This window comes from Streptomyces sp. NPDC050535, from assembly GCF_044457665.1.
GTDB lineage: Bacteria > Actinomycetota > Actinomycetes > Streptomycetales > Streptomycetaceae > Streptomyces.
Genome location: NZ_JBITHE010000013.1, coordinates 89,652 through 113,982, shown reverse-complemented (window position 1 = coordinate 113,982; position 24,331 = coordinate 89,652). Strand labels below are relative to the sequence as shown.

Genomic DNA, 24,331 nt, shown 5'->3' with positions numbered 1-24,331 from the left:
GTACAGTCGATAGCCGTACCAGCCGAGCGGTCTGCCCTGCCCGCGAGGACCGAGAACCGATACGACGACAGGAGACGACGTGGGGACCGTAACGATCGGTGTGTCGATCGCGGTCCCGGAGCCCCATGGCAGCCTGCTCCAGGAGCGGCGCACGGGCTTCGGTGACCTCGCGGCTTCCGGCATCCCCACGCACGTCACGCTGCTCCCGCCGACGGAGGTCGCCGACTCGGCGCTGCCCGCCATCGAGGCGCACCTGCTCGAGGTCGCCGCCGCCGGGCGACCCTTCCCGATGCGGCTCTCCGGGACCGGCACCTTCCGCCCGCTGTCGCCCGTCGTGTTCGTGCGGGTCGTCGAGGGCGCCGAGTCCTGCACCTGGCTCCAGAAGCAGGTCAGGGACGCCTCCGGGCCGGTGGCGCGCGAACTGCAGTTCCCGTACCACCCGCACGTCACCGTGGCGCACGGTATCGACGACGAGGCGATGGACCGGGCCTTCGAGGAGCTCGCCGGGTACGGGGCCGCGTGGCCGTGCACCGGGTTCGCTCTCTACGAGCAGGGGCCGGACGCGGTCTGGCGGCAGTTGCGGGAGTTCGTCTTCGGCGGTGCGGTGGTGCCTCCGCAGGCCGGGGCGCCCGCCGAGCGTGACACCACGCTGCCGGCGCACTGACGTCCCGTGCACTGACGTCCCGTGCACTGACGTCCCGTGCACTGGCGTCCCGCGCACTGGCGGTGCCCGGTGCGCGGTGTCAGACCGTCAGTCGGCGGAACAGGGGTCGTGGTGCGTGCCGTAGCGCCGACATCGCGTACCGGAGGGCGCCCGGTACCCACACCGTCTCCGAACGCCGTCGCAGGCCCGTCTCCACGGCCGTCGCGACCGCCTCCGGAGTGGTCGCCAGCGCCGTCCGCGGCAGACCGGCCGTCATCCTGGTGACGACGAACCCGGGGCGTACGACCATCACGTGTACGCCGGTGCCGTACAGCGCGTCGCCCAGGCCCTGCGTGAAGACGTCCAGGCCCGCCTTGCTGGACCCGTAGATGAAGTCGGAGCGGCGGGCGCGTTCGCCCGCGACGGCGGAGAGCACCACCAGGGAGCCGTGTCCCTGGGCCTGGAGCGCCCGCGCGCACACCAGTCCGGCCGAGACCGCGCCCGTGTAGTTGGTCTGCGCGACCCGCACCGCCGATACCGGATCCTGCTCGTCCCGCGCCTGGTCGCCGAGTACGCCGAACGCCAGCAGCACCATGTCGATGTCGCCCTCGGCGAAGACCTTGCCGAGCAGGGACTCGTGGGACTCCGGGTCGAGCGCGTCGAAGGCGACGGTACGGGCGTCCGCGCCCAGTCCGCGCAGGTGTTCGGCGGCCTGCTCCAGGGCGGGCGAGGGCCGTCCCGCGAGCCACACTGTGCGGGTGCGCCGGGCGATCAGGCGGCGCGCGGTGGCGAGGGCGATCTCCGACGTACCGCCGAGGATCAGCAGGGACTGGGGGAGCCCGAAAGCGTCCTTCATGACATCTCCTGGAGGTTGAGGCGACGGGGGCGGGGGCGCTGACGTGGGGATGGCCTTGACCGTAGTGGCGAAAAGGCGCCTGACCGCCTTGTCCCGTCGGACCTCGCGGCTCCTCACTGAAACGAGTGATTTTCGGGTGATTAGTGGGATTTCGTCATAGATTGACGTAGTTCTGGGTTCAGAGTCCGCGCGCTCGCCGGCCGCCTGCGATTTCGGGGTACTCACACATTGGTCTCCGAGGCGAGGGCAGAGTCGGATCATGGACTGGCTGAAAAAGCTTCCCGGCGTGGGACCGATGGTCGCCCGCCTGATGGCCACGCACGCGTGGCGGTCGTACGAGCGGCTCGACCGGGTGAAGTGGACGCGGCTCGCCGCGGCGATGACCTTCGTCAGCTTCGTCGCGCTCTTCCCGCTGCTCACCGTGGCCGCCGCGATCGGCGCCGCCACCCTCAGCAGCGAGCAGCAGCAGGACCTTCAGGACAAACTCGCCGAGCAGGTGCCGGGCATCTCCGACCAGCTCGACATCAACTCGCTGGTCGAGAACGCCGGCACGGTCGGTGTCATCGCAGGCGCCCTCCTGCTGTTCACCGGCATCGGCTGGGTCGGTCAGATGCGGGAGTGCCTGCGGGCGGTGTGGGAGCTGCCGGACCCGGAGGTGAACCCCGTCCTCGGCAAGCTCAAGGACGCGGGCGTGCTCGTCGGGCTCGGCGGCGCCGTACTCGTCACCATCGCCGCCTCCACCGTCGCCTCCATGATGGTCGGCTGGACGGCCCGCCAGCTCGGGATCGACGAGAACGGCTGGGGCGGCCTGCTGCTCCAGGTCATCGCGTTCGCCGTCGCCGTACTCGCCGACTTCCTGCTCCTGCTGTACGTCCTGACACTGCTGCCGGGAGTGCAGCCGTCGCGCCGACGGCTCCTGGTCGGCGCGCTGATCGGCGCCCTCGGCTTCGAACTGCTCAAGCTGCTGCTCAGCAGTTATATGAGCGGCGTCGCGTCGAAGAGCATGTACGGCGCCTTCGGCGTGCCCATCGCGCTGCTGCTGTGGATCAACTTCACCTCGAAGCTGCTGTTGTTCTGCGCCGCCTGGACGGCGACGCCGAGCAAGGAGGACGAAGCCCCGGCCGACGAGGCTGAAGCGGATGCCGCCGCGGCCGAGGGACAGGACGGGGTCAGCGACGCCGGCGCATCAGGTCCGGCAGCGGCCAGCGGCGGTTGACCAGGAAGCCACCGGCCGCGATCAGCACGAGGATGCCGCCCGTGACCGCCAGCGCGATCCCCACGCCGCTCGAACCCCCGTCGGTTTCGGCAGCGGCGGCCACCGGCTTCGTGGACGCGTCGCCCGGAGCCGGAGTCGACGCGTTCGCGCCCGGCTGCGCGCTCGACTCGACGCCCCGCGGCGCCACCAGCTCGCCCACCGGCTCGACCTTGCCCGCCGCCTTGAAGCCCCAGTCGAGGAGAGCGGCCGCCTCCTTGTAGACCTCGTTGTGCTCGTCCTTCTCCGGCTTCATCACCGTGACGAGCAGCACCTTGCCGTCGCGCTCGGCGACACCGGTGAAGGTGGCCCCCGCGTTCGTGGTGTTGCCGTTCTTCACACCCGCGATGCCCTGGTACTGCGAGATGTCACTGTCGCCGGTGAGCAGCCGGTTGGTGTTCTGGATCTCGAAGGTCCCGCGGGTCGTCTTGCCCTTCTTGTTCTTCGTCGTCTCGCCCGGGAACTTCGCCGACACCGTCGAGGCGTACTCGCGGAAGTCCTTCTTCTGCAGTCCGGAGCGGGCGAACAGCGTCAGGTCGTACGCCGACGACACCTGGCCCTTCGCGTCGTAGCCGTCCGGACTCACCACATGCGTGTCGAGGGCCTGGAGCTCCTCCGCGTGCGCCTGCATGTCCTTGACCGTCTCGTCGACGCCCTTGTTCATCGCCGACAGGACGTGCACGGCGTCGTTGCCCGAGCGAAGGAAGACGCCGAGCCACAGATCGTGGACCGAGTACGTCTCGTCCTCCTTTATCCCCACCATGCTGGAGCCCGAGCCGATGCCCGCGAGGTCGGAGGGCATGACCTTGTGTTCCGTCGTCTTCGGGAACTTCGGCAGCAGTGTGTCGGCGAACAGCATCTTCAGGGTGCTCGCCGGGGGCAGCCGCCAGTGTGCGTTGTGGGCGGCCAGGACCTCGCCGGACTCGGCGTCGGAGACGATCCAGGAGCGGGCGCTGATGGCCTTCGGCAGCACGGGGGCGCCGGCGCCGAGGTTCACCTGGGTTCCGGCCATGCCCAGTTGTTCGCCGCCCACCGTCGACATGTTCGCCGGGGGAGTGGCCGATTTCGACGGGGTCGGGGACGGGCTCGCGTCCGCGTCCGCGAACGCGGGCGCGGTGAGCGAAAGGGACAGCAGGGAGGCGGATGCGACCAGCATGAACCGCGGGGCGGTCTTGGCGGCGGCGGACGCGGACGAGTTGGTGGCGGGCACGGTCGAGAAAGTACATGGCTCCGGTCGGGAAGTCCCATCGCCCTCCCCACCCCGGCGCCGGCGCCGGGCCGGTGACGGCGATACTGAACCCATGAAGCTCACCCGCCCCGTCTCCTGGTTCCTGCTCGCCTTCGGGGTGTGGAGCTGGGTCATCTGGATCACTTTCATCAAGAATCTGTTCAAGGACGGCAGCGGGCTCGCGTTCGACGACGCGGGCGATCCGACGGCGTACTTCTGGGTGCACCTGACGCTCGCCGTCGTCTCCTTTGTCTTGGGGACGGTTGTCGGGGGCATCGGGTTCCGGGGTGTCCGCGCGCTGCGCGACGCGTCGTCCCAGCAGACGTCGTCGCACCAGACGTCGTCGTAACGGGGGTACAGAGCCGTGGTCGTTGTCTTCGTGCTCATCCTGCTGGCCGTGCTGGCCGCGATCGGGGCACTGCACTGGTACGAGTGGCGCCGTCTGGTGCGCGACACGACCCCGGGGCCGGGGCTCGCCCGACGTCTGGGCACCGGTGTCTTCATCGCCGGGCCGGTGCTGATGGTGGCGGCACTGGGCGCCGAGCGTGGCGGCGCGCCGTTCTGGCTTCAGCGGACGCTGGCGTGGCCCGGGTTCCTGTGGATGGCGGTGTTCCTCTATCTCGGACTGGCGCTGGTGGTGGGGGAGGTCGTACGGCCGCTGCTGCGGCGGGTTCTGGAGCGGCGGGGGGCGGCTGCCCCGCCCGTTGTGGCCGTGCCGCCCGCGGTTGTCGTCGGGTCGGGGCCGCACCGGAGCATCCGTCCTCGGTCTGGCGCGGAATCGGTTTCTCTGGAAGGTGACGGTGTTGACGCGCCAGCCGCTGCGGGCGGACGTTCCGGTACGTCCCCTGCTGCCGGTTCGGCGGCGGGGACCGGGGCCGTGGCTGGGGACGGGGGCGGGGCGGTGGCTGGGGCGGGTGTGGGGCCCTCCCGTCGGCTCTTCGTCTCGCGGGTCGTGGGAGGTGCCGCTGCCGCGGCCGCCGCGGGCACCGTGGGGTACGGGACCTACGGCGTCCTGCGTGGGCCCTCCGTCAAGCGGGTGACCGTGCCGTTGGCCAAACTGCCGCGGTCCGCGCACGGGTTTCGGATCGCCGTGGTCAGCGACATACACCTCGGGCCGGTCCTTGGGCGCGGGTTCGCGCAGCGTGTCGTCGACACCATCAACGCCACTCAGCCCGATCTCATCGCTGTTGTGGGCGATCTGGTCGACGGCACCGTGAAGGACCTCGGGCCCGCGGCGGCTCCGCTCGCCCAGCTCAAGGCCCGGCAGGGGGCCTTCTTCGTCACGGGCAACCATGAGTACTTCTCCGGTGCCGAGCAGTGGGTCGAGGAGGTACGGCGGCTCGGTCTGCGTCCGCTGGAGAACGCGCGCGTGGAGCTGCCCGCGTTCGACCTCGCCGGGGTGAACGACGTGTCGGGCGAGAGTGAGGGCCAGGGCCCGGACTTCGCCAAGGCGCTGGGCGACCGGGACACCTCACGGGCCAGCGTTCTGCTGGCCCACCAGCCGGTCCAGATCCACGACGCCGTCGAACACGGCGTCGACCTCCAGCTCTCCGGCCACACCCACGGAGGCCAGCTCTGGCCGGGCAACTTCGTGGCGGACCTCGCGAACCCGACCCTCGCGGGACTGGAGCGGTACGGGGACACGCAGTTGTACGTGAGTCGGGGTGCGGGTGCTTGGGGGCCGCCCACGCGGGTGGGAGCGCCGTCCGACATCACCGTCGTGGAGCTCGCGTCGCTGCGGGCCTGAGGCGCCGTGGTAGCCATTGTCCGCCCAGCGATCCGACGTTCCTAGCGTCGATGCCACTGAGGCCACGGGGGTGTTCGGGGTCGGTTGAGTCGCTGTCTGCCGGCCGCGGGGCTTCCGATGCATGAGGCGAGCAAATACCTGTGCGCGGGCTGAACTGGCCGACGTCGGCGTGCGTATTGCTCAGGGAGCGGCGCCGACACCGGGCCGTTTCGGCAGGTGGGCTCAAGGAGGAATGGTGACGGATCTCGCACAGCGAGAAGTAGCTCTGCGGATCTACCCCCCAACTCTGGGCGTCGTGGCCCAAGTGACCGTTCTGGTTCTGCTGGGGGAGACAGTGGGGCTCGGTGTGGCCGGTTGGCTCACGGGGCTGGGGTTTACCGCAGTTACGTGGATTCTGCTCTCTCGCGCCCTGCAACAACCTGACGTTCACCGGTGGGGACCTGCTGACAGCGTCACCTTTGGCCGTTTGATCCTGACCGGCGGTGTGGCCGCTCTTGTCGCCAACTCTGTTGGCGGAGACGCTCATCAGCCAGTACTCATCGGGTTGGCCGCGGCCTCCTTGATTCTCGATGCCGGAGACGGTCAGGTCGCTCGCCGCACCGGAACCGCGTCGCGATTCGGCGCACGGTTCGACATGGAAGCGGACTCCGTCCTGGCAATTGTCCTGAGCGTCTTCATCGCGACGTCTCTCGGTTGGTGGGCCGTCTCGATCGGGCTTTTCCGCTACGCCTTCGTACTGGCATCCTGGGCGATGCCTTGGCTGAGCGCTCCGCTGCTCCCCCGAATGTCACGAAAGGTCGTAGCCGCTTCACAAGGAGCTGTATTGGTTGTCGCCAGTGCAGGTTTTCTTCCCCTGCCGATTGCTCAAGCTTGCGTTGCGCTCTCGATTGGCACACTGGTCTGGTCGTTCGCCCTTGATATCGGGTATTTGTGGAGTCAGTCGGCGCTTAAGCGGCTGAGGCTGAGGGAATTGAGCTACAGCAGTGTTTGAATCCGCAGCTTGAATCCGGCGTTTGAATCCGGAGCTTGATCGTTGTAACCCGTCGTACTTGTCGTGGCCCCTTGTGGCCGAAGCGCGCGAGGGGCCCAGCTGCTGGTGACGGCGCCTAACGGGGGCTCAGGCAGTAGATATCGCCTGCGTTTGCCTCATGTGGAAGAGCCATGATGTGAGCGGCCATTTCTTTCGACGAAACCCACTCGTCGAAATTCAGGTTCATGCTCTCGCCCATGGAGACGTTGAAGAGCTCGAACCCCAGTTCCGTCACGCGGTCGAGGCAACGCTGGGCCACCGCACGTTCGATCGTCGTGAACTCGAACGACAGTGCAGGCAACGCCTGGCTGAGGCCGGCCAGTACTGAGGCCTCGAAACCTTCGACGTCGATCTTGGCGAATGCGGGCGTACCGTAAGTTCTGATGAGATGGTCGAGGGTCACGACCGGCACGTCCATCTCCTCGTCCCATACCTGGTCCTGCCAGCCACGTGCCCCGTCGGCGGCCTTGATGAATTCCGCCGATGCTGTGGATACGGTGGGGTTCGCCGAGTTGACGTAGAACTTCGCCGCTCCCTCGTTCGCCCCGCACACGGCTTCGACCGCCACCACTTCTTCGTCGCCGGCGTAGATTTCCCGGATGGCGCGGATGCACAGCGGTTGTGGCTCCACGGCCGTTACGCGTGCCCCGATCCGACGAAAACTGCCGATGCGGTCACCGACGTGGGCCCCGATGTCGAAAACGAGGTCGCCGGGCCGTACGAACTGTGCGTAGAAAGCGTCCATCGCCGCGTCCTGGCCGGCGTTTCCGTAATAGAAATCGAGTGACCGGAGGATAGGAGAAGCGGTCGGATCGGCCTTGAGGGATTCTATTGCATCGCTGTTTACGTTCATATGGGATGGTACCCCGGCGGAGACGTCGTGCAACGTGTGGATGTGAAGTCGATCGGAACGGAACTCGAATGATTGTTTCAGGGTTCGGGCTCTCGCTGCCCTGGGTGGGCGGTTCGAGCTTCCTGTAATTAATTCCTTGTCTGGAATTTCCGAAGGCGTTCCGTGGCGTTCCGTGGCGGTCCGGCGGCCTGGATGCCGCCGCGCCGGCCACGGGGCCATCGGGTCGACCGGGGCACCACAACCGGTTGTCGTCGGTTGGGGTGCAACCGGTCATCAAGGGGACGGCGTTGAACCGTACGCGGTCAGGAACCGGTCGCGGAAGTCGCTCATCTTCCACACCGGGGTCTGCTGATTGGGCTGCAGCCCGTCCGTCCAGCCCCAATCGGCGATCTTGTCGAGGACCTTCGGATCCTTGGCGACGATCGAGACCGGCACGTCACGGCTGGCGTTGTTGCCGCTGACCCGGGCGATGGGCTGATGGTCGCCGAGGAAGATGAGCACGGTGTTGTCGTTGCCGTACCTCACCAGGTAGTCGATGAGGCTGGTCACCGAGTACTGGATGGACTTGCCGTACTCCTCCTTCGACCTGGTGGAGTTGGTGAGGAGTTCCGACGGGTCCGTGCCCTCTTTCTCGATGGCGTCGTAGATCGAGCCGTCGCCGACCTGGTCCTGGGGGACCGTCTTGGGGATGGGCCCCCAGGGCTGGTGGCTGGAGGTCAGGATGATCTCCGACATCAGGGGCTTGTCCTGCTTCTTGCCGTGCTCCAGCCGTTCGAACGCGGTCAGGGCGTACTGGTCGGGCATCGTCGACCAGCTGAACTTCGGTCCCTTGTAACCCAGTTCGTGGGCGTCGTACACGTTGTCGAGGCCGAAGAACTTCGCTTCCGGCCAGGTCTTCTGGACGCCCGGCATGATGCCGACCGTGCGCCAGGCGCCTGTCTTCTGGAAGGCGCTGGTGAGGGTCATGTGGTCGCCCGTGGAGACGGTGCGGTAGCGCTGCTGGTTGTTGATCCACAGGCCCGACAGGAAGGTGGAGTGGCCCAGCCAGCTGCTTCCGCCGTACGTCGCCGAGGTGAGCCAGCCGCTCTCTGCCGCGAACCCCGCCTTGCGCAGCTTCTCGTTCTCGGCTGTGAGCGTCGCGTTCACCCCCGGCGCGATGATCGGGTCCTCGATCGCGCTGCGGCCGTAGCTCTCGATGAAGGTGATCATCATGTCCTTGCCGCGCAGGTCGGTCAGCAGCTGGGCCGGCGGGGTGTTGGCGAAGGCGTCCTTCTTGGCCACCTTGGCGAACTCCGCCTCGTCCCGCAGGGTCGACTGCACCGCCTGTACCCGGATACGGACGAGGTTGGCCGAACGGTCGGCGGCGACCGGCATGTCGGCGGTGAACTGCACGCCGAGCGCGGCGCAGGTGACCCAGACGGTGCCGAACACCAGCGTCGTGCGGGTCGCGATGACGCTGTGCCGGGCCATGATGTTGCCCAGCCGGACGACCGCCAGCGTCATGGCGACGAGCACGACGACGACGAGAGCCAGAATCGCGACGACGGCCGCGAGCGTGCCCGTCTCGCCGATCGTGTCCTTGAGGTACGTATGCGCGTCGCCGAACAGGGTCCAGTCGAGGACCGGGTTGAAGTCCCGCCCGAGGTATTCCTTGAAGCCCATGTCGAGGAAGTTCAGGACCATTTGCACGCCGAGGGCCAGTCCCGCGAGCGCCGCGACCACGACGCGCGGCCTGCGCGGAAGGGCGATCAGAATCGCGGCGCCGAAGATCGCCTCCACCGGGATGCGCACGAAGGCGAGCAGCATCACGCCGGCGGCGTTGTTCGACATGAGCAGGGTGAACAGCACGAGCGCGGTGGCGAGACCGGTGGTGGTCCACGCCGCCACCTTCGCGGCAACGGGGTACCTGTCACGCCAGCCGTGCCAGACGCGCCGGCCACGCCGCCCGCGACCCGAGGCCGTTTCGGGCGTGGCTTCGGGGGCGGGTGCCGCGGTGGGCTCCGCCGTGGCTTCGGCGGCCGGTTCCGCGACGGCTTCCGGCGTGGGTTCGGAAGGGGCCTTGGCAACGGCTTCCGGCTTGGGCTCGGAAGGGGCCTTGGCAACGGCTTCCGGCTTGGGCTCGGGAGGGACCTCGGCGACGGCTTCCGGTTTGGGTTCGGAAGGGGCCTTGGCTGTGGGCTCCGGCGTGGGGTCGGCGGCGGCGGCCTCGGTGGCGGGTTCCGGCTTCGGCTCGGCGGCGGCCTCGGAAGGGACCTCGGCAGTGGGCTCCGGCGTGGGCTCGGCGGCGGCCTCCGGCGTCAGCCCCTCCTCCTGAGGCGCCTGCGTCTCATCCGTCGTCTCGCTCGATATCGGCGGCTGGCGAGAGCTCGTGTTGAACGACAACCCTGCGGTCCTTCCCTGCGAAGCGCTGTGCTGGTGCTGCGGATCAGCCCGGACAAGTCGGGCCGCTACCGCCTGTATCTGTGTACGGCGGCGCAACGGTCCCTGTTCAATCACCCAGGTCCGCTTCCGGTCAAGCGGATCACCGTTTCCCGTCAAGCCGACTCACACAGGCTCGCCAGGGGCCGGGAAAGACTCAGGCCCGTCCCCGCGCGGGCAGCGACACCGTCACCGCCAGGCCCTCGCCCGGCGACGTCCGCACCGACACCTCGCCCCCGTGTGCCGTCACCACGCCCTGCACTATCGCCATGCCGAGCCCGCTGCCCGCACCGCCGCCCGCCCGGAAGAAGCGGTCGAAGATGCGTGCCGCGTCGTCCTCCGGGAGCCCGGGACCCTCGTCCGCGACACACAGTCGTACGACACCGTCCGCGCGCTCCAGACCCAGCCGCACCGGTACCTCCGCGGACGTGTGGGTGCGTACGTTCCCCACGAGGTTGCCCAGTACCTGGCGCAGGCCGGACTCGTCGGCGTGCACGAGGAGAGTGCCCTCGGCGCCCACGGTCACCGGGCGGCCGGGCTGCTGGGCGCGCAGGTCCTCCGCCGCGTCCCGCACCAGACGGCTCAGGTCGACGTTCTTGAAGCGGAGTTCGGGACGCTGGTCGAGCCTGGCGAGGGTGAGCAGTTCGTCCACCAGGCGGCCCATGCGGTCGGCCTCCGCGTGCATCCGGTCCCAGGCCCGTCTGCGCTCGGCCGGATCGGGCAGCATGCCTTTCTCGATGAGCTGGAGATAGCCGCGTATCGCCGACAACGGGGTACGCAGCTCGTGCGAGGCGTCCCCGACGAACCGGCGCAGCTGGGCCGCGCTGTTCTCCCGCGTCCGGTGTGCCGATTCGACCTGGTGGAGCATGGAGTTGAGGGCGATCCGCAGCTGTTCGACCTCCTGGGTCGGATGGCGGTTGGAGGGCACCCTCCGGGTGAGATCCCCCTCGGCGATCGCGGAGGACGTCTCCACCATGTCCTCCAGCGGCCGCATCCGGCGGCGCACGCTGAACATCGTCAGGCAGCCGAGCAGGGCCAACAGCAGGGCGCCCATCGCCACATCGAGCTTGAGTGCCTTCGCGATGCCGTTGTGCAGCCCGTCGGTGGAGTTGGCGAGCAGGATGTAGGTGCCGTCGGCCAGCCGCGTCCCCGTCACCCGGTACTCGGCGTCCTTCACGGTGACGTCGTGCGGTTCGGGGTCGGTGGCGAGTGCGCGCGGGTCGTCCACGGCGGCGGCCAGCGCGAGTTGGGAATCGGTCAGCTTGAGGCCGCCGATGGAGACGGCGCTCCCGGCCCCGTCGACGGCCGTGAAGATCGAGTTCGATGTCGGCGAGGACGCGGTGTCCGACTCCGGTTCGAGCCGGTCGCGTATGAAGGCCAGCGCGCTCAGCGAGTCGATCTGCCGCATGGTGAGCTCCGAACTGCCCAGACCGTCACGCGTCTTGGTCAGGTTCGCGTCGATCTGGTCGAGCAGGTAGTGCCGCATGCCCATCAGGCTCACCGCGGTCGCCACGATGATGCCCAGAGCCAGCAGGGCCACGTTCGCGAGCGTGAGGCCGCCGCGCAGCGAGTGGATCCCGTGGTGGTGGCGGGACCGGGTCTTCTTCACGGACGGGATCACCGCGCGCCAGATACTCATGCGAGCCCGTATCCGACGCCCCGCCGGGTCTGTATTACTGGCGGGCCCAGCGGTTCGAGCTTGCGCCGCAGATAGCTGATGTACGTCTCGACCACGGTCGACTCGGCGGAGTGCTCGTACTGCCATACGTGGCGCAGGAGTTGCTCCTTGGAGACGATCCGGCCGCCGTTGCGGACGAGGAAGCGCAGCAGGGCGTACTCGGTGGGGGTGAGCTCCACCGTGTGGTCGCCGCGGTGCACGCGGTACGTCGTCTCGTCCAGCTCCAGGTCGCCGTACCGCAGGGGCGGGCGCTCCGGCAGGACGTCCGCCGGGCGCGTGCGGCGCAGTACGGCCGTGACCCGGGCGACCACCTCGTCGATGTTGAACGGCTTGGTGATGTAGTCGTCACCGAAGCCGAGCGCGCCCACGATCTCGGCCGGCGCGTCCCGTGCGGTGAGGAACACGACCGCCAGATCCGGCTGGCGTACGCGCAGTTCGCGGCCCAGCGCCCGGCCGTCGCCGTCCGGCAGCATCACGTCGAGCAGTGCCGCGTCGGGGCGGGTGCGCTCGGCCAGCGTGAGCGCCTGGCGCACGGTGCTCGCCGCCATCACCTCGAAGCGGTGGTAGCGCAGGGCGATGGTGAGCACGTCGGCGATGCTCGGCTCGTCCTCTACGACGAGGACCGTGGCTCCCTCGTGAACGGTCATGCCCCCAGTATCGGCGGCGCCACCGACAGCGGGCCCGTTCCGCTCCTTGGAGTTCCTTGAGAGTCATGCCCAAGTGCTGCCGCGCACCAGGGAGTTCTCGACATCCTGAGGGCTCAGGACCCGGGGGACATGACAAAGGAGCGTTGAGCGTGGCGACATTGGCGCGGTGGTGCTATCGGCACCGGCTGGTGGTCCTGTTGCTGTGGGTGGGGGCGCTGTTCGGACTCGGCTTCGCGGGTACGGCCGCGGGCACGAACTACGCGGACACCTTCTCTCTTCCCAACACGGACTCCAAGCGGGCGTACGACCTGATGGAGAAGGCCTTCCCCGAGCGGGCGGGTGACACCGACACGGTGGTGTGGAAGGTCGACAGCGGATCGGTGCGGGACGAGTCGGTACGGTCCCGGATCGAGCCCGCGCTCGTCGAGATCGGGAAGATGAAGGGCGTCGGCGCGGTCACCGACCCGTACGCGGACGGGGGCGCCGCGCAGATCAGCAAGGACGGGCGGATCGCGTACGCCCAGGTCACCTTCGCCGAGCAGGCGAACTCGGTACCCAAGGAGCTCGTCCAGGACGTCGTCGACACCGCGCAGGACGCCGAACGCGACGGCCTCGACGTGGAGTTGGGCGGCCAGGCGATCCAGCGCGTCCAGGAACCGCCGACCGGCCTCGCCGAACTCGTGGGTGTCGGAGCGGCCGCGGTCGTCCTGTACCTGGCCTTCGGCTCGTTCTTCGCGATGCTCCTGCCGCTCGCCATCGCCGTCTTCGGCGTGGGCACCGGCATGTTCTCCACCCAGCTCCTCAGCCATGTCACCAACGTGCCCGAACTCGCCTCGCTGCTGGCCACCCTGATCGGCCTCGGTGTCGGGATCGACTACGCGCTGTTCATCGTCACCCGGCACCGGCGCGGCATCATGCGCGGCGAGAAGCCTGAGGACGCGGCGGTCACCGCTCTCAACACCTCGGGCCGCGCGGTGCTGTTCGCGGGCGGCACGGTGGTGATCGCGCTCGCCGGCATGCTCGTGATGAACCTGCGCTTCCTGGACGGCGTCGTCATCGGCACGGCCGTCACCGTCGTCCTGAGCGTCCTCGCCGCGGTCACCCTGCTGCCCGCGCTGCTCGGCCTGCTCGGCACCCGGGTGCTCAGCCGCCGCCAGCGGCGAAAGCTCGCGGCCGAAGGACCGCAGCCGGACCGTACGAGCGGCCTGGCCGTGCGCTGGTCCGCGACCGTCGAGCGGAACCCGCGGAAGGTCGCCGCGCTGGCCCTCGTCGTCATGGCGGTCCTCGCGCTGCCGTTGCTGTCGCTCCGGCTCGGTACGACCGACCAGGGCAACGACGACGCCACGACGACCACCCGGCAGGCGTACGACCTGCTGGCCGAGGGCTTCGGCCCCGGCTTCAACGGCCCCCTCCAGGTGGTCACGGAGAACCCCGACACCGACGCTCTGGTCACCGGCATCCGCGACACCGAGGGAGTCGCCCAGGTCGCCGCCCTGCCGCCCGGCCAGGGCGTCACGGTGATCCAGGTCGTGCCGACCACCTCACCGCAGTCCGTCGAGACCGACGAGCTCATCGACACCCTGCGCGACCAGGTGATCCCGGACGCGGGCGTCAGTGCCCACGTCGGCGGCGTGACAGCCGTCTCCAAGGACTTCAGTTCCGTGACCGCGGACCGGCTGCCCTACTTCATCCTGGCGATCATCGGCCTGGGCTTCCTGCTCCTCATGGTCGCCTTCCGCTCGATCGTCGTACCGCTCACCGCGGCGGTGATGAACCTGATCGCGGCCGCCGCGTCCTTCGGCGTACTCGTCGCGGTCTTCCAGTACGGCTGGGGCCTGGACCTGCTGGGTCTGGGCAAGGAAGGCCCCATCAACTCCTTCCTCCCCGTCATCATGCTCTCGCTCCTCTTCGGCCTCTCGATGGACTACCAGGTGTTCCTGGTGAGCCGGATGCACGAGGAATGGGTGCACACGAAGGACAACGCGCGAGCGGTCCGCGTCGGCCTGGCGGAGACCAGCCGGGTCATCAACTCCGCCGCCCTGATCATGGTCTGCGTCTTCCTGGCCTTCGTGCTGAGCGGCGACACCGGCGCCGCGATGGCGGGCGTCGGCCTGGCGGCCGCGGTCGCCCTCGACGCCTTCATCCTGCGTACGGCCCTGGTGCCGGCCGCGATGCACCTGCTCGGCAACTCCAACTGGTGGCTGCCCGCCGGACTGGAGAAGCGGCTGCCGCACCTGGCGGTCGAGCCGAAGGAGGACGCCGAGCCCGCATCTGTCACGGCCTCGACCGGCGCCACCGTGGTGCACGGCTTCGTCCGCGACGGCGAGGGCACGCCGCTCGACGGCGCGGTCGTCATCCTGCTCTCCAAGGGCGGGCGTCAACTGGACCGGGTGGATTCCCTGGCCGACGGCTCGTACATCGTCTCGGCCCCGGCCCCGGGCACCTATCTGCTGGCGGCGACGGCCCCCTCGTACGCGTCCCGCGCCCGGCACGTGGTCGTGACCGATGAACCCCTGGTGCACGACGTGGAGTTGGCCGACGAGGAGGTCGACGCGGTCAACTGAGGCGCGTTGCCCGAGATTCGTGGGGGCGTGCTCCGGGAGGGTTGGTGTACTCCGGGAGCATGCCCCTCAGCGCTTCTTCGCGGGGTCCGGCAGCGCCTTCGTCATTCCCGGCAGGAAGTCCGTGAACAGCTCGTGCACCTCGTGGACGAGGGGCCGCAGGATGCGGAAGCGCGCCAGGGAGACGCCGCGCGAGGTGAGGCGGGCGCCGCGTTCGGCCAGCCGGTAGCTGCGTTCACGTCCCTCGGTCCGGTCGAAGACCCAGTACAGGACCAGCCCCATCTGGGAGAGCCACATCAACTCCGGGAGTATGTCGCGGAGTTCCTCCGGCACCTTCGTCTTCGCCCCGGAGAGCACCTCGCGGTGGACGCTGATGGCCTCCGCGCGCGCGTGCGCCGATTCGGGGGAGAAGGGGCTGAGCGGGCTGTCCGGGTCGGCGGCGTTCTTGAAGAACTGCACCGCGAACTCGTGGTACGGCGTGGCGATGTCCAGCCACGCCTTGAGCACCCCGCCGAGCCGGGCCTCCAGATCGGTCTCACGGTCCAGGACCTCACGGGCCGCCGCCTGGTGCTCGGTGGCGATCCGGTCGTAGAAGCCCTGGATCAGGTGTTCCTTGCCGGCGAAGTAGTAGTACGCGTTGCCGACGGAGACCCCGGCCTCCTGTGCGATGGCCCGCATGGTCGTCTTGTCGTAGCCGCGTTCCTGGAACAGCCGCATCGCCGTTTCCAGGATCAGAGCGCGGGTCTGCTCGCTCTTCGCGGGCCCTTTCTCGGGTACTGGCGCTTTGTCGGGGCCGGGGCTGTCTGTCGGTGCTGGCACGGTAGGAGCCTAACGAGTGGAGCAGGTGCCGCTCGCGCAGCCGGGAGCGTTGTAGGTCCAGCCCGACCGGGGGTGGTACACCCATCCGTCGGCGCCGTAGTAGGCGCTCCCGGCACCGGCCTTCTGGTTCGCGCGCCACTTGGCGGCGGCGAGCATCGCACCCCTCGCGAGACGCGCGCCCGACGGGGTGCTCAGCCGGTGGGCGAGAGGCCGGTGTTCGCGCAGCGCCCAGAGACAGACCACCCACGCGGCGGACCCCCGGTAGACCTGCCCGCCGTCCCCCACGACGGTGATCTCCTCAAGGGTGACCGAGTGGTCCAGCTCCGGGAACCGCCCCCTGGCCTCGTCGGACCCGGCCGCGACGAACCGCAGCGGCACGAGTTGTGGCTGCTTGCCCAGCCAGTCGCGCAGGAAGGAACAGAGCGAGCACTGGGCGTCGTACAGGACGGTGAGCCCGAGGACCGGGACGCCGCGTGCGCCCCGGCCCTCCGTGGCCGCCGAGTCCGGCCGGGTCACCGTGCTCACGCCCCGGCCGACGGAGCGATCCAGTCCGTCGGCGTGACGGGCGGCAGCTGCTCCCGCTCCATGAGCCCCCGGCGCCGGATCTTGTTGAGCACGTACACGTTGCCGAGGTGCATGACCCCGAGCACCAGCAGCACCACGCCGAGCTTGGTCGACAGGGCCTCGAAGATCCCGCGGGCGTCCACGATCTCGTCGTCCCCGTTCAGATAGAGCGCGACGAAGCCCAGGTTGACCAGGTAGAAGCCCACCACCAGCAGATGGTTGACGGCTTCGGCGAGCTTCTCGTTCCCGTGCAGTACGTCGGCCAGGAAGATCCGCCCGTTGCGGCTCAGCGTGCGCGCCACCCAGACCGTCAGCGCGATGCTGACCAGCAGATAGATGACGTACGAGACGACCGTGAGGTCCATGTCCCCACCCCTCCATGCTTTCTTGAACGCGTTCAAAACGCTGTCGAGAAAGAATGTAGACCTGCTTTTGAACATGTTCAAGTCGGGGGGTGGGGATTAGGGGTGGGGGCGGGGGGTCAGGCCTGGCGGCTGAGCTCCGGCCGCTTGCTGTAGTCCGTGAGACCGATGACGTTCCCCCAGGGGTCGGCGAACTCGACGGTCCAGCCGGTGGCGCCGCGGAAGGGCGCGTCGAGGGTCATGACACCGGCCGTGGTCAGCTCTTCCGCCGTGCCCCGCGCGTCCCGCACCTCCAGCCACACCCGCGGCGACGCCCACACCGGCGCCCGCCGGCTCAGCTCCTGGTCCAGGCGCAGCAACAGGCCAGGCGTCTCCTTGCCCACCTTCAGCAGGGCGATCCCGGCCTCGTCCAGCCGGAACGACACGGGGAAACCGGCCTGCTCGTAGAAGCTCACCGCCTCGTCGAGGTTCCCGACAGGCAGCAGTACGTTGTCGAACCCGAGCAGCTCGTACGACTCATCATCTGACATGTCGTCAGATTAGGTGGACGCGCTCCGGGAGCCCCGGGGGCTGACCGTGGGGGTCACCCGTTGGGGGGAGGCGGGTGACATTCCCCCTGGTTAGGCTGAATCGACAGGCGAGCCTCCGTCGCATGGGAGCAACCATGAGCGCCGCATCCGGGAACGGGCTCGACGACGAACCGTCGTACCGCTGGCCGATCCCGCCTCCCGAGGGCTGGACCGCGGACGACCTCGACCGGATTCCGGGCCTCCCGCCGCACACGGAGTTGATCGACGGGAGTCTCGTCTTCATGAGTCCGCGGACCCGATTCCATAGCGGCACGCTAGGGCTGCCGCCGTCGGAGATGAGGAGTTCGGCGTCGCCGACCGCGTAGTCGCGGTAACCGTCGCCGTTGAAGTCGTCCGCGTACTTGGCGGGGGTGGCGGCGGTCGCGGTGCCCGTCGTGGCTGTGAGCAGTCCGCCGGTCGGCGAGGCGGCCGCGGCCGTCACGAGGGTCAGGCGACGGGTCTTGCTCGTGGCGGTTCCTGTCAACTGCGTGCGTTTCTGCGGTGCGCGGGGCGCCTTCCGGCTGCCCGCCGTGATCGGGGAGGTCCCCGCCGACCGGTCCAACAGGGCTGGCACGGGAGTACACAGAAGACGTGTGGTCAGACGGGAGGGTTGTGCTGGATCAGGCGCCACTTGGACCGGGTGCACGGGTTCGGGTGTCACCCCGAGGCGCCGCGATCAGCATCCATATAGGGCTGTGAGGCGGCGGCAAGGCCCGGGTGTCCGCCCGCCCCACCCACGTATCCGGGGAGCCGACTTCTCTCCCGGCCCTCCGCTCCTGCAAGATGACCGACAGCCCTGTCGGCCATTTGGCCCGCATGCCCGTCCAGCGGCCCTCGCGTGGAGACCAGGAGAGACCCCTTGACCGACCAGCCCCAGCCGCCCCATCAGCCGCCCCATCAGCCCTCGGACCAGCCGCCCGGCTACGGCTATCCGAGCCCCGGTTCCGTCCCGCCCCCCGGGGGTCCGGGACCTTACGGCGCCGGTCCGGCGGGCGCCTACCCGCCGCCAGGTGACTACCCGCCGCCCGGCGACTACCAGCAGCCGGGCGCGTACCAGCAGCCCGGCCAGTACGGCTACCCGCAACAGGGTTACCCGATGGGCGCCGTGGCGCCCGGCATGTACACCGGCGACCCCAACGCCCCGTACGGCTACGACCCTTACGGCCGCCCGTACTCCGACAAGTCGAAGATCGTCGCGGGGATCCTCCAGCTCACGCTCGGAAGCCTCGGCATCGGGCGCTTCTACATCGGCAGCGTCGGTATCGGCATCGCCCAGCTCTTCACCTGCGGAGGCCTGGGCATCTGGGCGCTGATCGACGGAATCCTGCTGCTGACCGGCAACACCACCACGGACTCCCAGGGGCGGATCCTGCGTGGCTGAGCCCGGCTCCGGGCGAGGTGCCGGGCCGGGGACCGTCCTGCGGCACCCGGCGACGGCGCCCCTCGCGGTGTTCGTCGCCGGGGTCGCGGGCGCCGGCTACCTCTACGGCACCGATCCGCACGAGCCGGGGCATCTGCTGCCCCAGTGCCCCTTCCGCTACGTCACCGGGCTGCTCTGCCCGGCCTGCGGCGGCACCCGCATGGTGTACGACCTGATGCACGGCCAGTTCGCGGCGGCCTGGCACGACAACCGGGTGCTCCTGCTGGCCTCCCCGTTCGCGTTGATCCTGCTGGGGCGCTGGTTCCTGGAGGGGGTGCGGGGGCGTCGCTGGCGACCGACGCTGAGCTCCCGGGGCCAACTGCTGGTACTGGTGGTGGCCGTGGCGTGGACTGTGGCCCGTAACGTCGTATGAGGCCCTGAGAGCCGCCGAGTTGAGGCCGGAGTCCTGCGGCCGGGCTCGCCGCGTCAAGGCAGCAGCCCTGCGGCCGAGTTGACCGTGGGTCACGGAAACGCCGTGAATTTAGTCAGAATTTGATCACGGATCTGGAACAATCCATCTCGATCTGACGTTCTACCCCCACCCTCCCCCGCAGCCTCTCTATGCTTCCGACGTCACAGGGGGGATGACGCGACACGTCGTACGTCATCGCAGGTGGCGTATTTCGCCATGAATTCCCTCCTGGATCCCCGGAGCACTCCGCTTCGGTCTCTCATCGGTCATTCCAGGAGCAACTCTCATGTCTGTCCCCACCCCTGACGCCCCGTACGGCGTCGACCACCAGGGCCGCCCGCTGTCGGACAAGTCCAAGATCACCGCGGGCCTCCTCCAGCTCTTCCTGGGTGGCTTCGGTATCGGCCGTTTCTACGTCGGTTCCACCGGCGTTGCCATCGCCCAGCTCTTCACCTGCGGTGGCCTCGGCGTATGGGCCCTGATCGACGCGATCCTGTTCTTCACGAGCAACGACCGCACGGACAAGCAGGGTCGCGTCCTGCGCGGCTGACGCCGCCACACGACGACGAGGGCCCGCAGCCGGTACAGCGCCAGACGCTGACGGCCGAGCCGGGGCCCCCGGCCGACGCCGGTTCCCGAGGACCACAACCAGGTCCTGGGAACCGGCGTTTCGTCGTTCACCGACAGCCGTTGTCAGTGGTGCGTACCAGCGTCCGGGGAATGGATCCCGTGACGTCGCCGTGGGAAGACGAATCCAGGGAGGAGTACGTCCAAGAGCCGGCCGACAAGGGCGACTTGGACAGGCCGGCACCCGGAGCTGGAGCGGCTCGCCGACCGCGTCACGCACAAGGTGACTTTGAAGCAGATACGGGCGGCGTTGGCCGCGTGAGCGTCCCGCAAGCGCGAAGCCCCGCCCCCGGTACGCGACCGGGAACGGGGCCGTGAGCGACGTACGACCGCGAAGGCGGAAACCGTCAGAACCGACGCGTGATCAGCGCCCGCTTGACCTCCTGGATCGCCTTTGTGACCTCGATGCCGCGCGGGCAGGCGTCCGTGCAGTTGAACGTGGTGCGGCAGCGCCACACGCCGTCCTTGTCGTTGAGGATCTCGAGGCGCTGCTCGCCCGCTTCGTCGCGCGAGTCGAAGATGAAGCGGTGGGCGTTGACGATGGCGGCCGGGCCGAAGTACTGGCCGTCGTTCCAGAACACCGGGCACGAGGACGTGCAGGCGGCGCAGAGGATGCACTTCGTCGTGTCGTCGAAGCGCTCACGGTCCTCGGCGGTCTGGAGGCGCTCGCGGGTCGGCTCGTTGGTGTCCTTCGTGATGAGGAAGGGCATCACGTCGCGGTACGCCTGGAAGAACGGGTCCATGTCGACGATCAGGTCCTTGAGGACCGTCAGCCCCTTGATGGGCTCGACAGTGATCGGCTTCTCGGGGTTGATGTCCTTGATCAGCGTCTTGCAGGCAAGTCGGTTCTTGCCGTTGATCCGCATGGCGTCCGAGCCGCAGATGCCGTGCGCGCAGGAGCGACGGAAGGTGAGGGTTCCGTCCTGGTCCCACTTGATCTTGTGGAGGGCGTCGAGGACACGCTCCTTCGGGTCGATCTCCAGCTGGAAGTCTTCCCAGACCGCCTCGGCCGAGACCTCGGAGTTGAAGCGGCGGATGCGGAACGTGGCGGTGATGTACGGGGTGTCGGCGAAGCCGGCCTCCGGCGCACCGGCGCTGTCCGCCTTGTCCAGGGTGGGGGTAGCCATCAGTACTTACGCTCCATCGGCTGGTAGCGGGTCTGGACGACCGGCTTGTAGTCGAGACGGATCGACTCGGTGCCGTCGTCGCCGACCTCGCGGTACGCCATGGTGTGGCGCATGAAGTTGACGTCGTCGCGGTTCGGGTAGTCCTCGCGGTAGTGACCGCCGCGGGACTCCTTGCGCGCCAGGGCGGAGACCGCCATCACCTCGGCCAGGTCGAGCAGGTTGCCCAGCTCGATGGCCTCCAGGAGGTCCGTGTTGAAGCGGCGGCCCTTGTCCTGGATCGAGACGTTCAGGTAGCGCTCGCGCAGCTCCGCGATCTTCTCGACCGCCGTCTTGATCGTCTGCTCGGTGCGGAACACCATCACGTTGGCGTCCATGCACTCCTGCAGCTCGTTGCGCAGGACCGCGACCCGCTCGGTGCCCGTGGAGGCGCGCAGGTGCTCGACCTGCGAGACGACCTGCGAGGCCGGGTTCTCGGGCAGCTCGACGTAGTCGGCCTTCGCCGAGTACTCCGCCGCGGCGATGCCCGCGCGCTTCCCGAACACGTTGATGTCCAGGAGCGAGTTGGTGCCGAGGCGGTTGGCGCCGTGGACGGACACGCACGCGACCTCGCCGGCCGCGTACAGGCCGGGAACCACGGTCGTGTTGTCGCGCAGCACCTCACCCTGGACGTTCGTCGGGATGCCGCCCATCGCGTAGTGCGCGGTGGGCTGGATCGGGATCGGGTCCGTGTACGGCTCGATGCCCAGGTAGGTGCGCGCGAACTCGGTGATGTCCGGGAGCTTGGCGTCCAGCTGCTCCGGGGGAAGGTGCGTCAGGTCCAGATAGACGTGGTCGCCCTCGGGACCGCAGCCGCGGCCTTCGCGGATCTCCGTGTAGATGGACCGGGACACGACGTCGCGCGACGCCAGGTCCTTCATGACCGGCGCGTACTTCTCCATGAAGCGCTCGCCGTCCTTGTTGCGGAGGATGCCGCCCTCACCGCGGGCGCCCTCCGTCAGCAGGATGCCCATGCGCCAGATGCCGGTCGGATGGAACTGGAAGAACTCCATGTCCTCCAGCGGCAGCCCACGGCGGTAGACCGCGGCCTGGCCGTCACCGGTCAGCGTGTGCGCGTTCGACGTCACCTTGAAGAACTTGCCGGTGCCGCCGGACGCGTAGATCACGGACTTCGCCTGGAAGACGTGGATCTCGCCGGTCGCGAGCTCGTACGCGACGACGCCCGCGGACCGCTTCACACCGTCGACCTCGGTGATCAGCTGGTCGAGGACGTAGAACTCGTTGAAGAACTCCACGCCCTCCTTGACGCAGTTCTGGTACAGCGTCTGGAGGATCATGTGGCCGGTGCGGTCCGCGGCGTAGCAGGACCGGCGGACCGGGGCCTCGCCGTGGTTGCGGGAGTGCCCGCCGAAGCGGCGCTGGTCGATCGTCCCGTCGGGCGTCCGGTTGAAGGGCAGGCCCATCTTCTCCAGGTCGAGGACCGAGTCGATGGCCTCCTTCGCCAGGATCTCGGCGGCGTCCTGGTCGACCAGGTAGTCGCCGCCCTTGACGGTGTCGAAGGTGTGCCACTCCCAGTTGTCCTCCTCCACGTTGGCGAGCGCGGCGGCCATGCCGCCCTGCGCGGCGCCCGTGTGGGAGCGGGTGGGGTAGAGCTTCGTCAGCACGGCGGTGCGGCTGCGCTTCGTCGCCTCGATGGCGGCGCGCATACCGGCGCCGCCGGCGCCGACGATGACGGTGTCGTACTTGTGGATCTTCATGAGTGGTTGCCTCAGCCCCGTGCCTAGCGGATGTTCGGGTCGAAGGTGAAGATCACCAGCGTGCCCAGCAGAATCGTGAACACCGTGGCGGTGTAGAGCAGGCCCTTCAGCCACAGGCGCGTGTTGGCGCGCTCCGCGTAGTCGTTGATGACCGTACGCAGGCCGTTGGAGCCGTGCAGCATCGCGAGCCACAGCATCGCGAGGTCCCAGGTCTGCCACCACGGGGACGCCCAGCGGCCGGCCACGAAGGCGAAGCCGATCTTGGAGACGCCGCCGTCGAGGACGAGCTGGATGAGCAGGTGGCCGAGGACCAGGACGACCAGGACGATGCCGGACAGGCGCATGAAGAGCCAGCCGTACATCTCGAAGTTGCCACGGGTCGACTTCGGGGTCTTCTTGGTCCGCTGGCGCGGGGCCTCGATGAGCGGCGCCGGGTTGTCGACGCTGTACGCCGAGAACTCGTCCGCGCCTTCGACGGGGCCGATGCCGGATGCGCCGGTTTCGGCGGAGACTGTGTTGTTCGCCATGGGCTGTGTCAGCTCCCGAAGACTTCGCGGAATGCGTGACCGAGGACGGGGTAAAGGGCCCCCGCCATCAGCACGACCCAGATACCGACGACGGACCAGAGCATCTGCTTCTGGTAGCGCGGGCCCTTCGACCAGAAGTCGACGGCGATGACCCGCAGGCCGTTGAGCGCGTGGAAGAGGATGGCGGCGACGAGGCCGTACTCCAGCAGCGCGACGAGCGGCGTCTTGTACGTGGCTACGACCTTGTCGTAGTCCTCGGGGGATACACGGACGAGAGCGGTGTCCAGCACGTGTACGAACAGGAAGAAGAAGATGAGGACGCCGGTGACTCGATGAGCCACCCAGGACCACATTCCTTCCCGGCCGCGGTACAGCGTTCCAGCCGGCACGGAAAAACCCTCCGAAAGCGGGGATTGGGGCCGCGCCGCCATCTTCTACTAAGTAAGTACAGCGGTGTCGGACGGGCCCGGCCGGGTACGGTCCACCGGCCCCGGCCATCGTAGCGACGACTTGTCGGAACGCTTACAGCGGCCCCGCTGGTGTGATCAAACAGGCAATCAAACAAGCACCGTACGGGCTATCGGGACGCCCGGAATCCTGGCATTTCGACGATTCTGGGTTCTTCGTCCGCGGCCTTCCCGCTGCCTTCTCCGCCGCTCTCCCCGTCCGTTTCGAACGTGTATGCAAGGCGGGCCAGCCGGCCCCGGGCGAGCCGTCGGAGCTCCTCGGCCACGAGGACGCGCTCCTCCTCGGGGTCGTTGGCGAGGCGGGAGCGGATTCCGGTGAGGACCTGGTCGAGGCACTCCTCCGGGGCGAAGTCGTCGAGGCAGATGACGAACACATGCCCGAACCGGCTCTCGTACGCGGCGTGCGCGGCGCTCAGCGCGGTGTGGGCGGCGGAGTAAGCGCTGTCCGGGAGCGGTGTGAGCGACTCGCCGGCCAGCGCCTCGGCGAGGTCGGCGGGGGTGAGGTCGTACGCCGCCTCGTCGGCCGCGGCGAGTAGCGCGTCCAGGTCGGGGTAGGGGCGGTGCTCTGTGACGCGGCGGGTCCAGCGCAGGCTGCGGCAGCAGAAGAGGAGGGCGCGCTCGGCGATGTCGGCGGGCGCGGAGTTGAACCCCTCGAGGCGGGCCGGGGACGGCGCCGCGCTCTTCTGCTCGGGAAGGCGTGGGGGACGGTGCGGCGGCAGCGTGGGTCCTCGGCGGTGGTTTTCGCGTGACGCCCGATGGAGGTCACGTGT

The 24,331-nt window shown here is 68.8% G+C and carries 24 protein-coding genes and 1 pseudogene; 10 read left to right on the top strand and 15 right to left on the bottom strand.

The window, feature by feature from the left end; all coding sequences use genetic code 11:
- Positions 1-79 precede the first annotated feature (79 nt).
- A complete protein-coding gene (locus ACIBLC_RS27045) occupies positions 80-664 on the top strand; it encodes a 2'-5' RNA ligase family protein (RefSeq protein WP_399213798.1) in 585 nt (194 codons plus the stop codon).
- A gap of 79 nt (positions 665-743) precedes the next feature.
- Here the strand turns inward: ACIBLC_RS27045 and ACIBLC_RS27040 are convergent, their stop codons facing one another.
- Complete coding sequence (locus ACIBLC_RS27040) at positions 744-1,499, bottom strand: decaprenylphospho-beta-D-erythro-pentofuranosid-2-ulose 2-reductase (protein ID WP_399213797.1); 756 nt, start codon at positions 1,497-1,499, stop codon at positions 744-746.
- Positions 1,500-1,758: 259 nt separating this feature from the next.
- Here ACIBLC_RS27040 and ACIBLC_RS27035 point away from each other — a divergent pair, with 259 nt between their 5' ends.
- Positions 1,759-2,715 carry a YihY/virulence factor BrkB family protein gene (locus ACIBLC_RS27035; RefSeq protein ID WP_399213796.1) on the top strand — a complete coding sequence of 319 codons (957 nt, stop codon included), beginning with the start codon at positions 1,759-1,761 and terminating at the stop codon, positions 2,713-2,715.
- Here ACIBLC_RS27035 and ACIBLC_RS27030 read toward each other — a convergent pair.
- Positions 2,669-4,054, bottom strand: a complete 1,386-nt coding sequence (locus ACIBLC_RS27030; protein WP_399213795.1) for a D-alanyl-D-alanine carboxypeptidase family protein — start codon at positions 4,052-4,054, stop codon at positions 2,669-2,671. The two genes, ACIBLC_RS27035 and ACIBLC_RS27030, sit on opposite strands and share 47 nt — an antisense overlap.
- Here ACIBLC_RS27030 and ACIBLC_RS27025 point away from each other — a divergent pair.
- From ACIBLC_RS27025 to ACIBLC_RS27015, 3 genes are all read left to right on the top strand, one after another.
- Positions 4,053-4,328 (top strand): SCO4848 family membrane protein, encoded by a 276-nt coding sequence (locus ACIBLC_RS27025; RefSeq protein ID WP_399213794.1) that lies wholly within the window; start codon positions 4,053-4,055, stop codon positions 4,326-4,328. The genes ACIBLC_RS27030 and ACIBLC_RS27025 overlap by 2 nt on opposite strands.
- A gap of 15 nt (positions 4,329-4,343) precedes the next feature.
- Entirely contained in the window at positions 4,344-5,726 is a 1,383-nt protein-coding gene (locus tag ACIBLC_RS27020; RefSeq protein ID WP_399213793.1) for a metallophosphoesterase, read from the top strand.
- A 232-nt stretch (positions 5,727-5,958) separates the two neighbouring features.
- A complete protein-coding gene (locus ACIBLC_RS27015) occupies positions 5,959-6,717 on the top strand; it encodes a CDP-alcohol phosphatidyltransferase family protein (protein WP_399213792.1) in 759 nt (252 codons plus the stop codon).
- Between the two features lie 115 nt (positions 6,718-6,832).
- On the opposite strand, the gene ACIBLC_RS27010 is transcribed toward ACIBLC_RS27015, so the two are convergent.
- The 4 genes from ACIBLC_RS27010 to ACIBLC_RS26995 form a co-directional block, all read right to left on the bottom strand.
- Complete coding sequence (locus tag ACIBLC_RS27010; RefSeq protein WP_399213791.1) at positions 6,833-7,609, bottom strand: FkbM family methyltransferase; 777 nt, start codon at positions 7,607-7,609, stop codon at positions 6,833-6,835.
- Between the two features lie 273 nt (positions 7,610-7,882).
- Positions 7,883-9,991 (bottom strand): hypothetical protein, encoded by a 2,109-nt coding sequence (locus tag ACIBLC_RS27005; protein WP_399213790.1) that lies wholly within the window; start codon positions 9,989-9,991, stop codon positions 7,883-7,885.
- Positions 9,992-10,184: 193 nt separating this feature from the next.
- Positions 10,185-11,666, bottom strand: coding sequence for an ATP-binding protein (locus ACIBLC_RS27000; RefSeq protein ID WP_399213789.1), 1,482 nt, complete (start codon positions 11,664-11,666; stop codon positions 10,185-10,187).
- Positions 11,663-12,352, bottom strand: coding sequence for a response regulator transcription factor (locus tag ACIBLC_RS26995; RefSeq protein WP_399213788.1), 690 nt, complete (start codon positions 12,350-12,352; stop codon positions 11,663-11,665). Before ACIBLC_RS26995 ends, ACIBLC_RS27000 begins: the two co-directional genes overlap by 4 nt.
- A gap of 158 nt (positions 12,353-12,510) precedes the next feature.
- Between ACIBLC_RS26995 and ACIBLC_RS26990 the strand changes: the two genes are divergently transcribed.
- A complete protein-coding gene (locus ACIBLC_RS26990; protein ID WP_399213918.1) occupies positions 12,511-14,916 on the top strand; it encodes an MMPL family transporter in 2,406 nt (801 codons plus the stop codon).
- A gap of 66 nt (positions 14,917-14,982) precedes the next feature.
- Here the strand turns inward: ACIBLC_RS26990 and ACIBLC_RS26985 are convergent, their stop codons facing one another.
- The 4 genes from ACIBLC_RS26985 to ACIBLC_RS26970 form a co-directional block, all read right to left on the bottom strand.
- Positions 14,983-15,732, bottom strand: a complete 750-nt coding sequence (locus tag ACIBLC_RS26985) for a TetR family transcriptional regulator (RefSeq protein ID WP_399213787.1) — start codon at positions 15,730-15,732, stop codon at positions 14,983-14,985.
- Positions 15,733-15,741: 9 nt separating this feature from the next.
- On the bottom strand, positions 15,742-16,257 hold the full coding sequence (locus ACIBLC_RS26980) for a thiol-disulfide oxidoreductase DCC family protein (protein ID WP_399213786.1): 516 nt from the start codon (positions 16,255-16,257) through the stop codon (positions 15,742-15,744).
- A complete protein-coding gene (locus ACIBLC_RS26975; RefSeq protein ID WP_399213785.1) occupies positions 16,254-16,661 on the bottom strand; it encodes a hypothetical protein in 408 nt (135 codons plus the stop codon). The genes ACIBLC_RS26980 and ACIBLC_RS26975 overlap by 4 nt, the downstream gene beginning before the upstream one ends.
- A gap of 116 nt (positions 16,662-16,777) precedes the next feature.
- Positions 16,778-17,188, bottom strand: a complete 411-nt coding sequence (locus tag ACIBLC_RS26970) for a VOC family protein (RefSeq protein WP_399213783.1) — start codon at positions 17,186-17,188, stop codon at positions 16,778-16,780.
- A 134-nt stretch (positions 17,189-17,322) separates the two neighbouring features.
- On the opposite strand from ACIBLC_RS26970, the pseudogene ACIBLC_RS26965 reads away from it, so the two are divergent.
- The 4 genes and pseudogenes from ACIBLC_RS26965 to ACIBLC_RS26950 form a co-directional block, all read left to right on the top strand.
- Positions 17,323-17,526, top strand: a pseudogene (locus ACIBLC_RS26965) (Uma2 family endonuclease); the annotation flags it as partial.
- Between the two features lie 560 nt (positions 17,527-18,086).
- On the top strand, positions 18,087-18,608 hold the full coding sequence (locus ACIBLC_RS26960) for a TM2 domain-containing protein (RefSeq protein ID WP_399213781.1): 522 nt from the start codon (positions 18,087-18,089) through the stop codon (positions 18,606-18,608).
- The gene (locus ACIBLC_RS26955; RefSeq protein WP_399213779.1) at positions 18,601-19,020 is read left to right on the top strand and encodes a DUF2752 domain-containing protein; all 420 of its coding nucleotides are present in this window, start codon (positions 18,601-18,603) and stop codon (positions 19,018-19,020) included. Before ACIBLC_RS26960 ends, ACIBLC_RS26955 begins: the two co-directional genes overlap by 8 nt.
- A 325-nt stretch (positions 19,021-19,345) precedes the next feature.
- Positions 19,346-19,609, top strand: coding sequence for a TM2 domain-containing protein (locus tag ACIBLC_RS26950; protein WP_399213778.1), 264 nt, complete (start codon positions 19,346-19,348; stop codon positions 19,607-19,609).
- A gap of 424 nt (positions 19,610-20,033) precedes the next feature.
- Here the strand turns inward: ACIBLC_RS26950 and ACIBLC_RS26945 are convergent, their stop codons facing one another.
- From ACIBLC_RS26945 to ACIBLC_RS26925, 5 genes are all read right to left on the bottom strand, one after another.
- Positions 20,034-20,813, bottom strand: coding sequence for a succinate dehydrogenase iron-sulfur subunit (locus ACIBLC_RS26945; RefSeq protein WP_399213777.1), 780 nt, complete (start codon positions 20,811-20,813; stop codon positions 20,034-20,036).
- Positions 20,813-22,567 carry a succinate dehydrogenase flavoprotein subunit gene (gene sdhA, locus ACIBLC_RS26940; RefSeq protein WP_399213776.1) on the bottom strand — a complete coding sequence of 585 codons (1,755 nt, stop codon included), beginning with the start codon at positions 22,565-22,567 and terminating at the stop codon, positions 20,813-20,815. Before sdhA ends, ACIBLC_RS26945 begins: the two co-directional genes overlap by 1 nt.
- Before the next feature lie 23 nt (positions 22,568-22,590).
- On the bottom strand, positions 22,591-23,094 hold the full coding sequence (locus ACIBLC_RS26935) for a succinate dehydrogenase hydrophobic membrane anchor subunit (RefSeq protein ID WP_399213775.1): 504 nt from the start codon (positions 23,092-23,094) through the stop codon (positions 22,591-22,593).
- An 8-nt stretch (positions 23,095-23,102) separates the two neighbouring features.
- Positions 23,103-23,483 carry a succinate dehydrogenase, cytochrome b556 subunit gene (sdhC, locus tag ACIBLC_RS26930; protein ID WP_384379766.1) on the bottom strand — a complete coding sequence of 127 codons (381 nt, stop codon included), beginning with the start codon at positions 23,481-23,483 and terminating at the stop codon, positions 23,103-23,105.
- A 188-nt stretch (positions 23,484-23,671) separates the two neighbouring features.
- Complete coding sequence (locus ACIBLC_RS26925) at positions 23,672-24,280, bottom strand: 2-oxo-4-hydroxy-4-carboxy-5-ureidoimidazoline decarboxylase (protein ID WP_399213917.1); 609 nt, start codon at positions 24,278-24,280, stop codon at positions 23,672-23,674.
- Between the last annotated feature and the right edge of the window lie 51 nt (positions 24,281-24,331).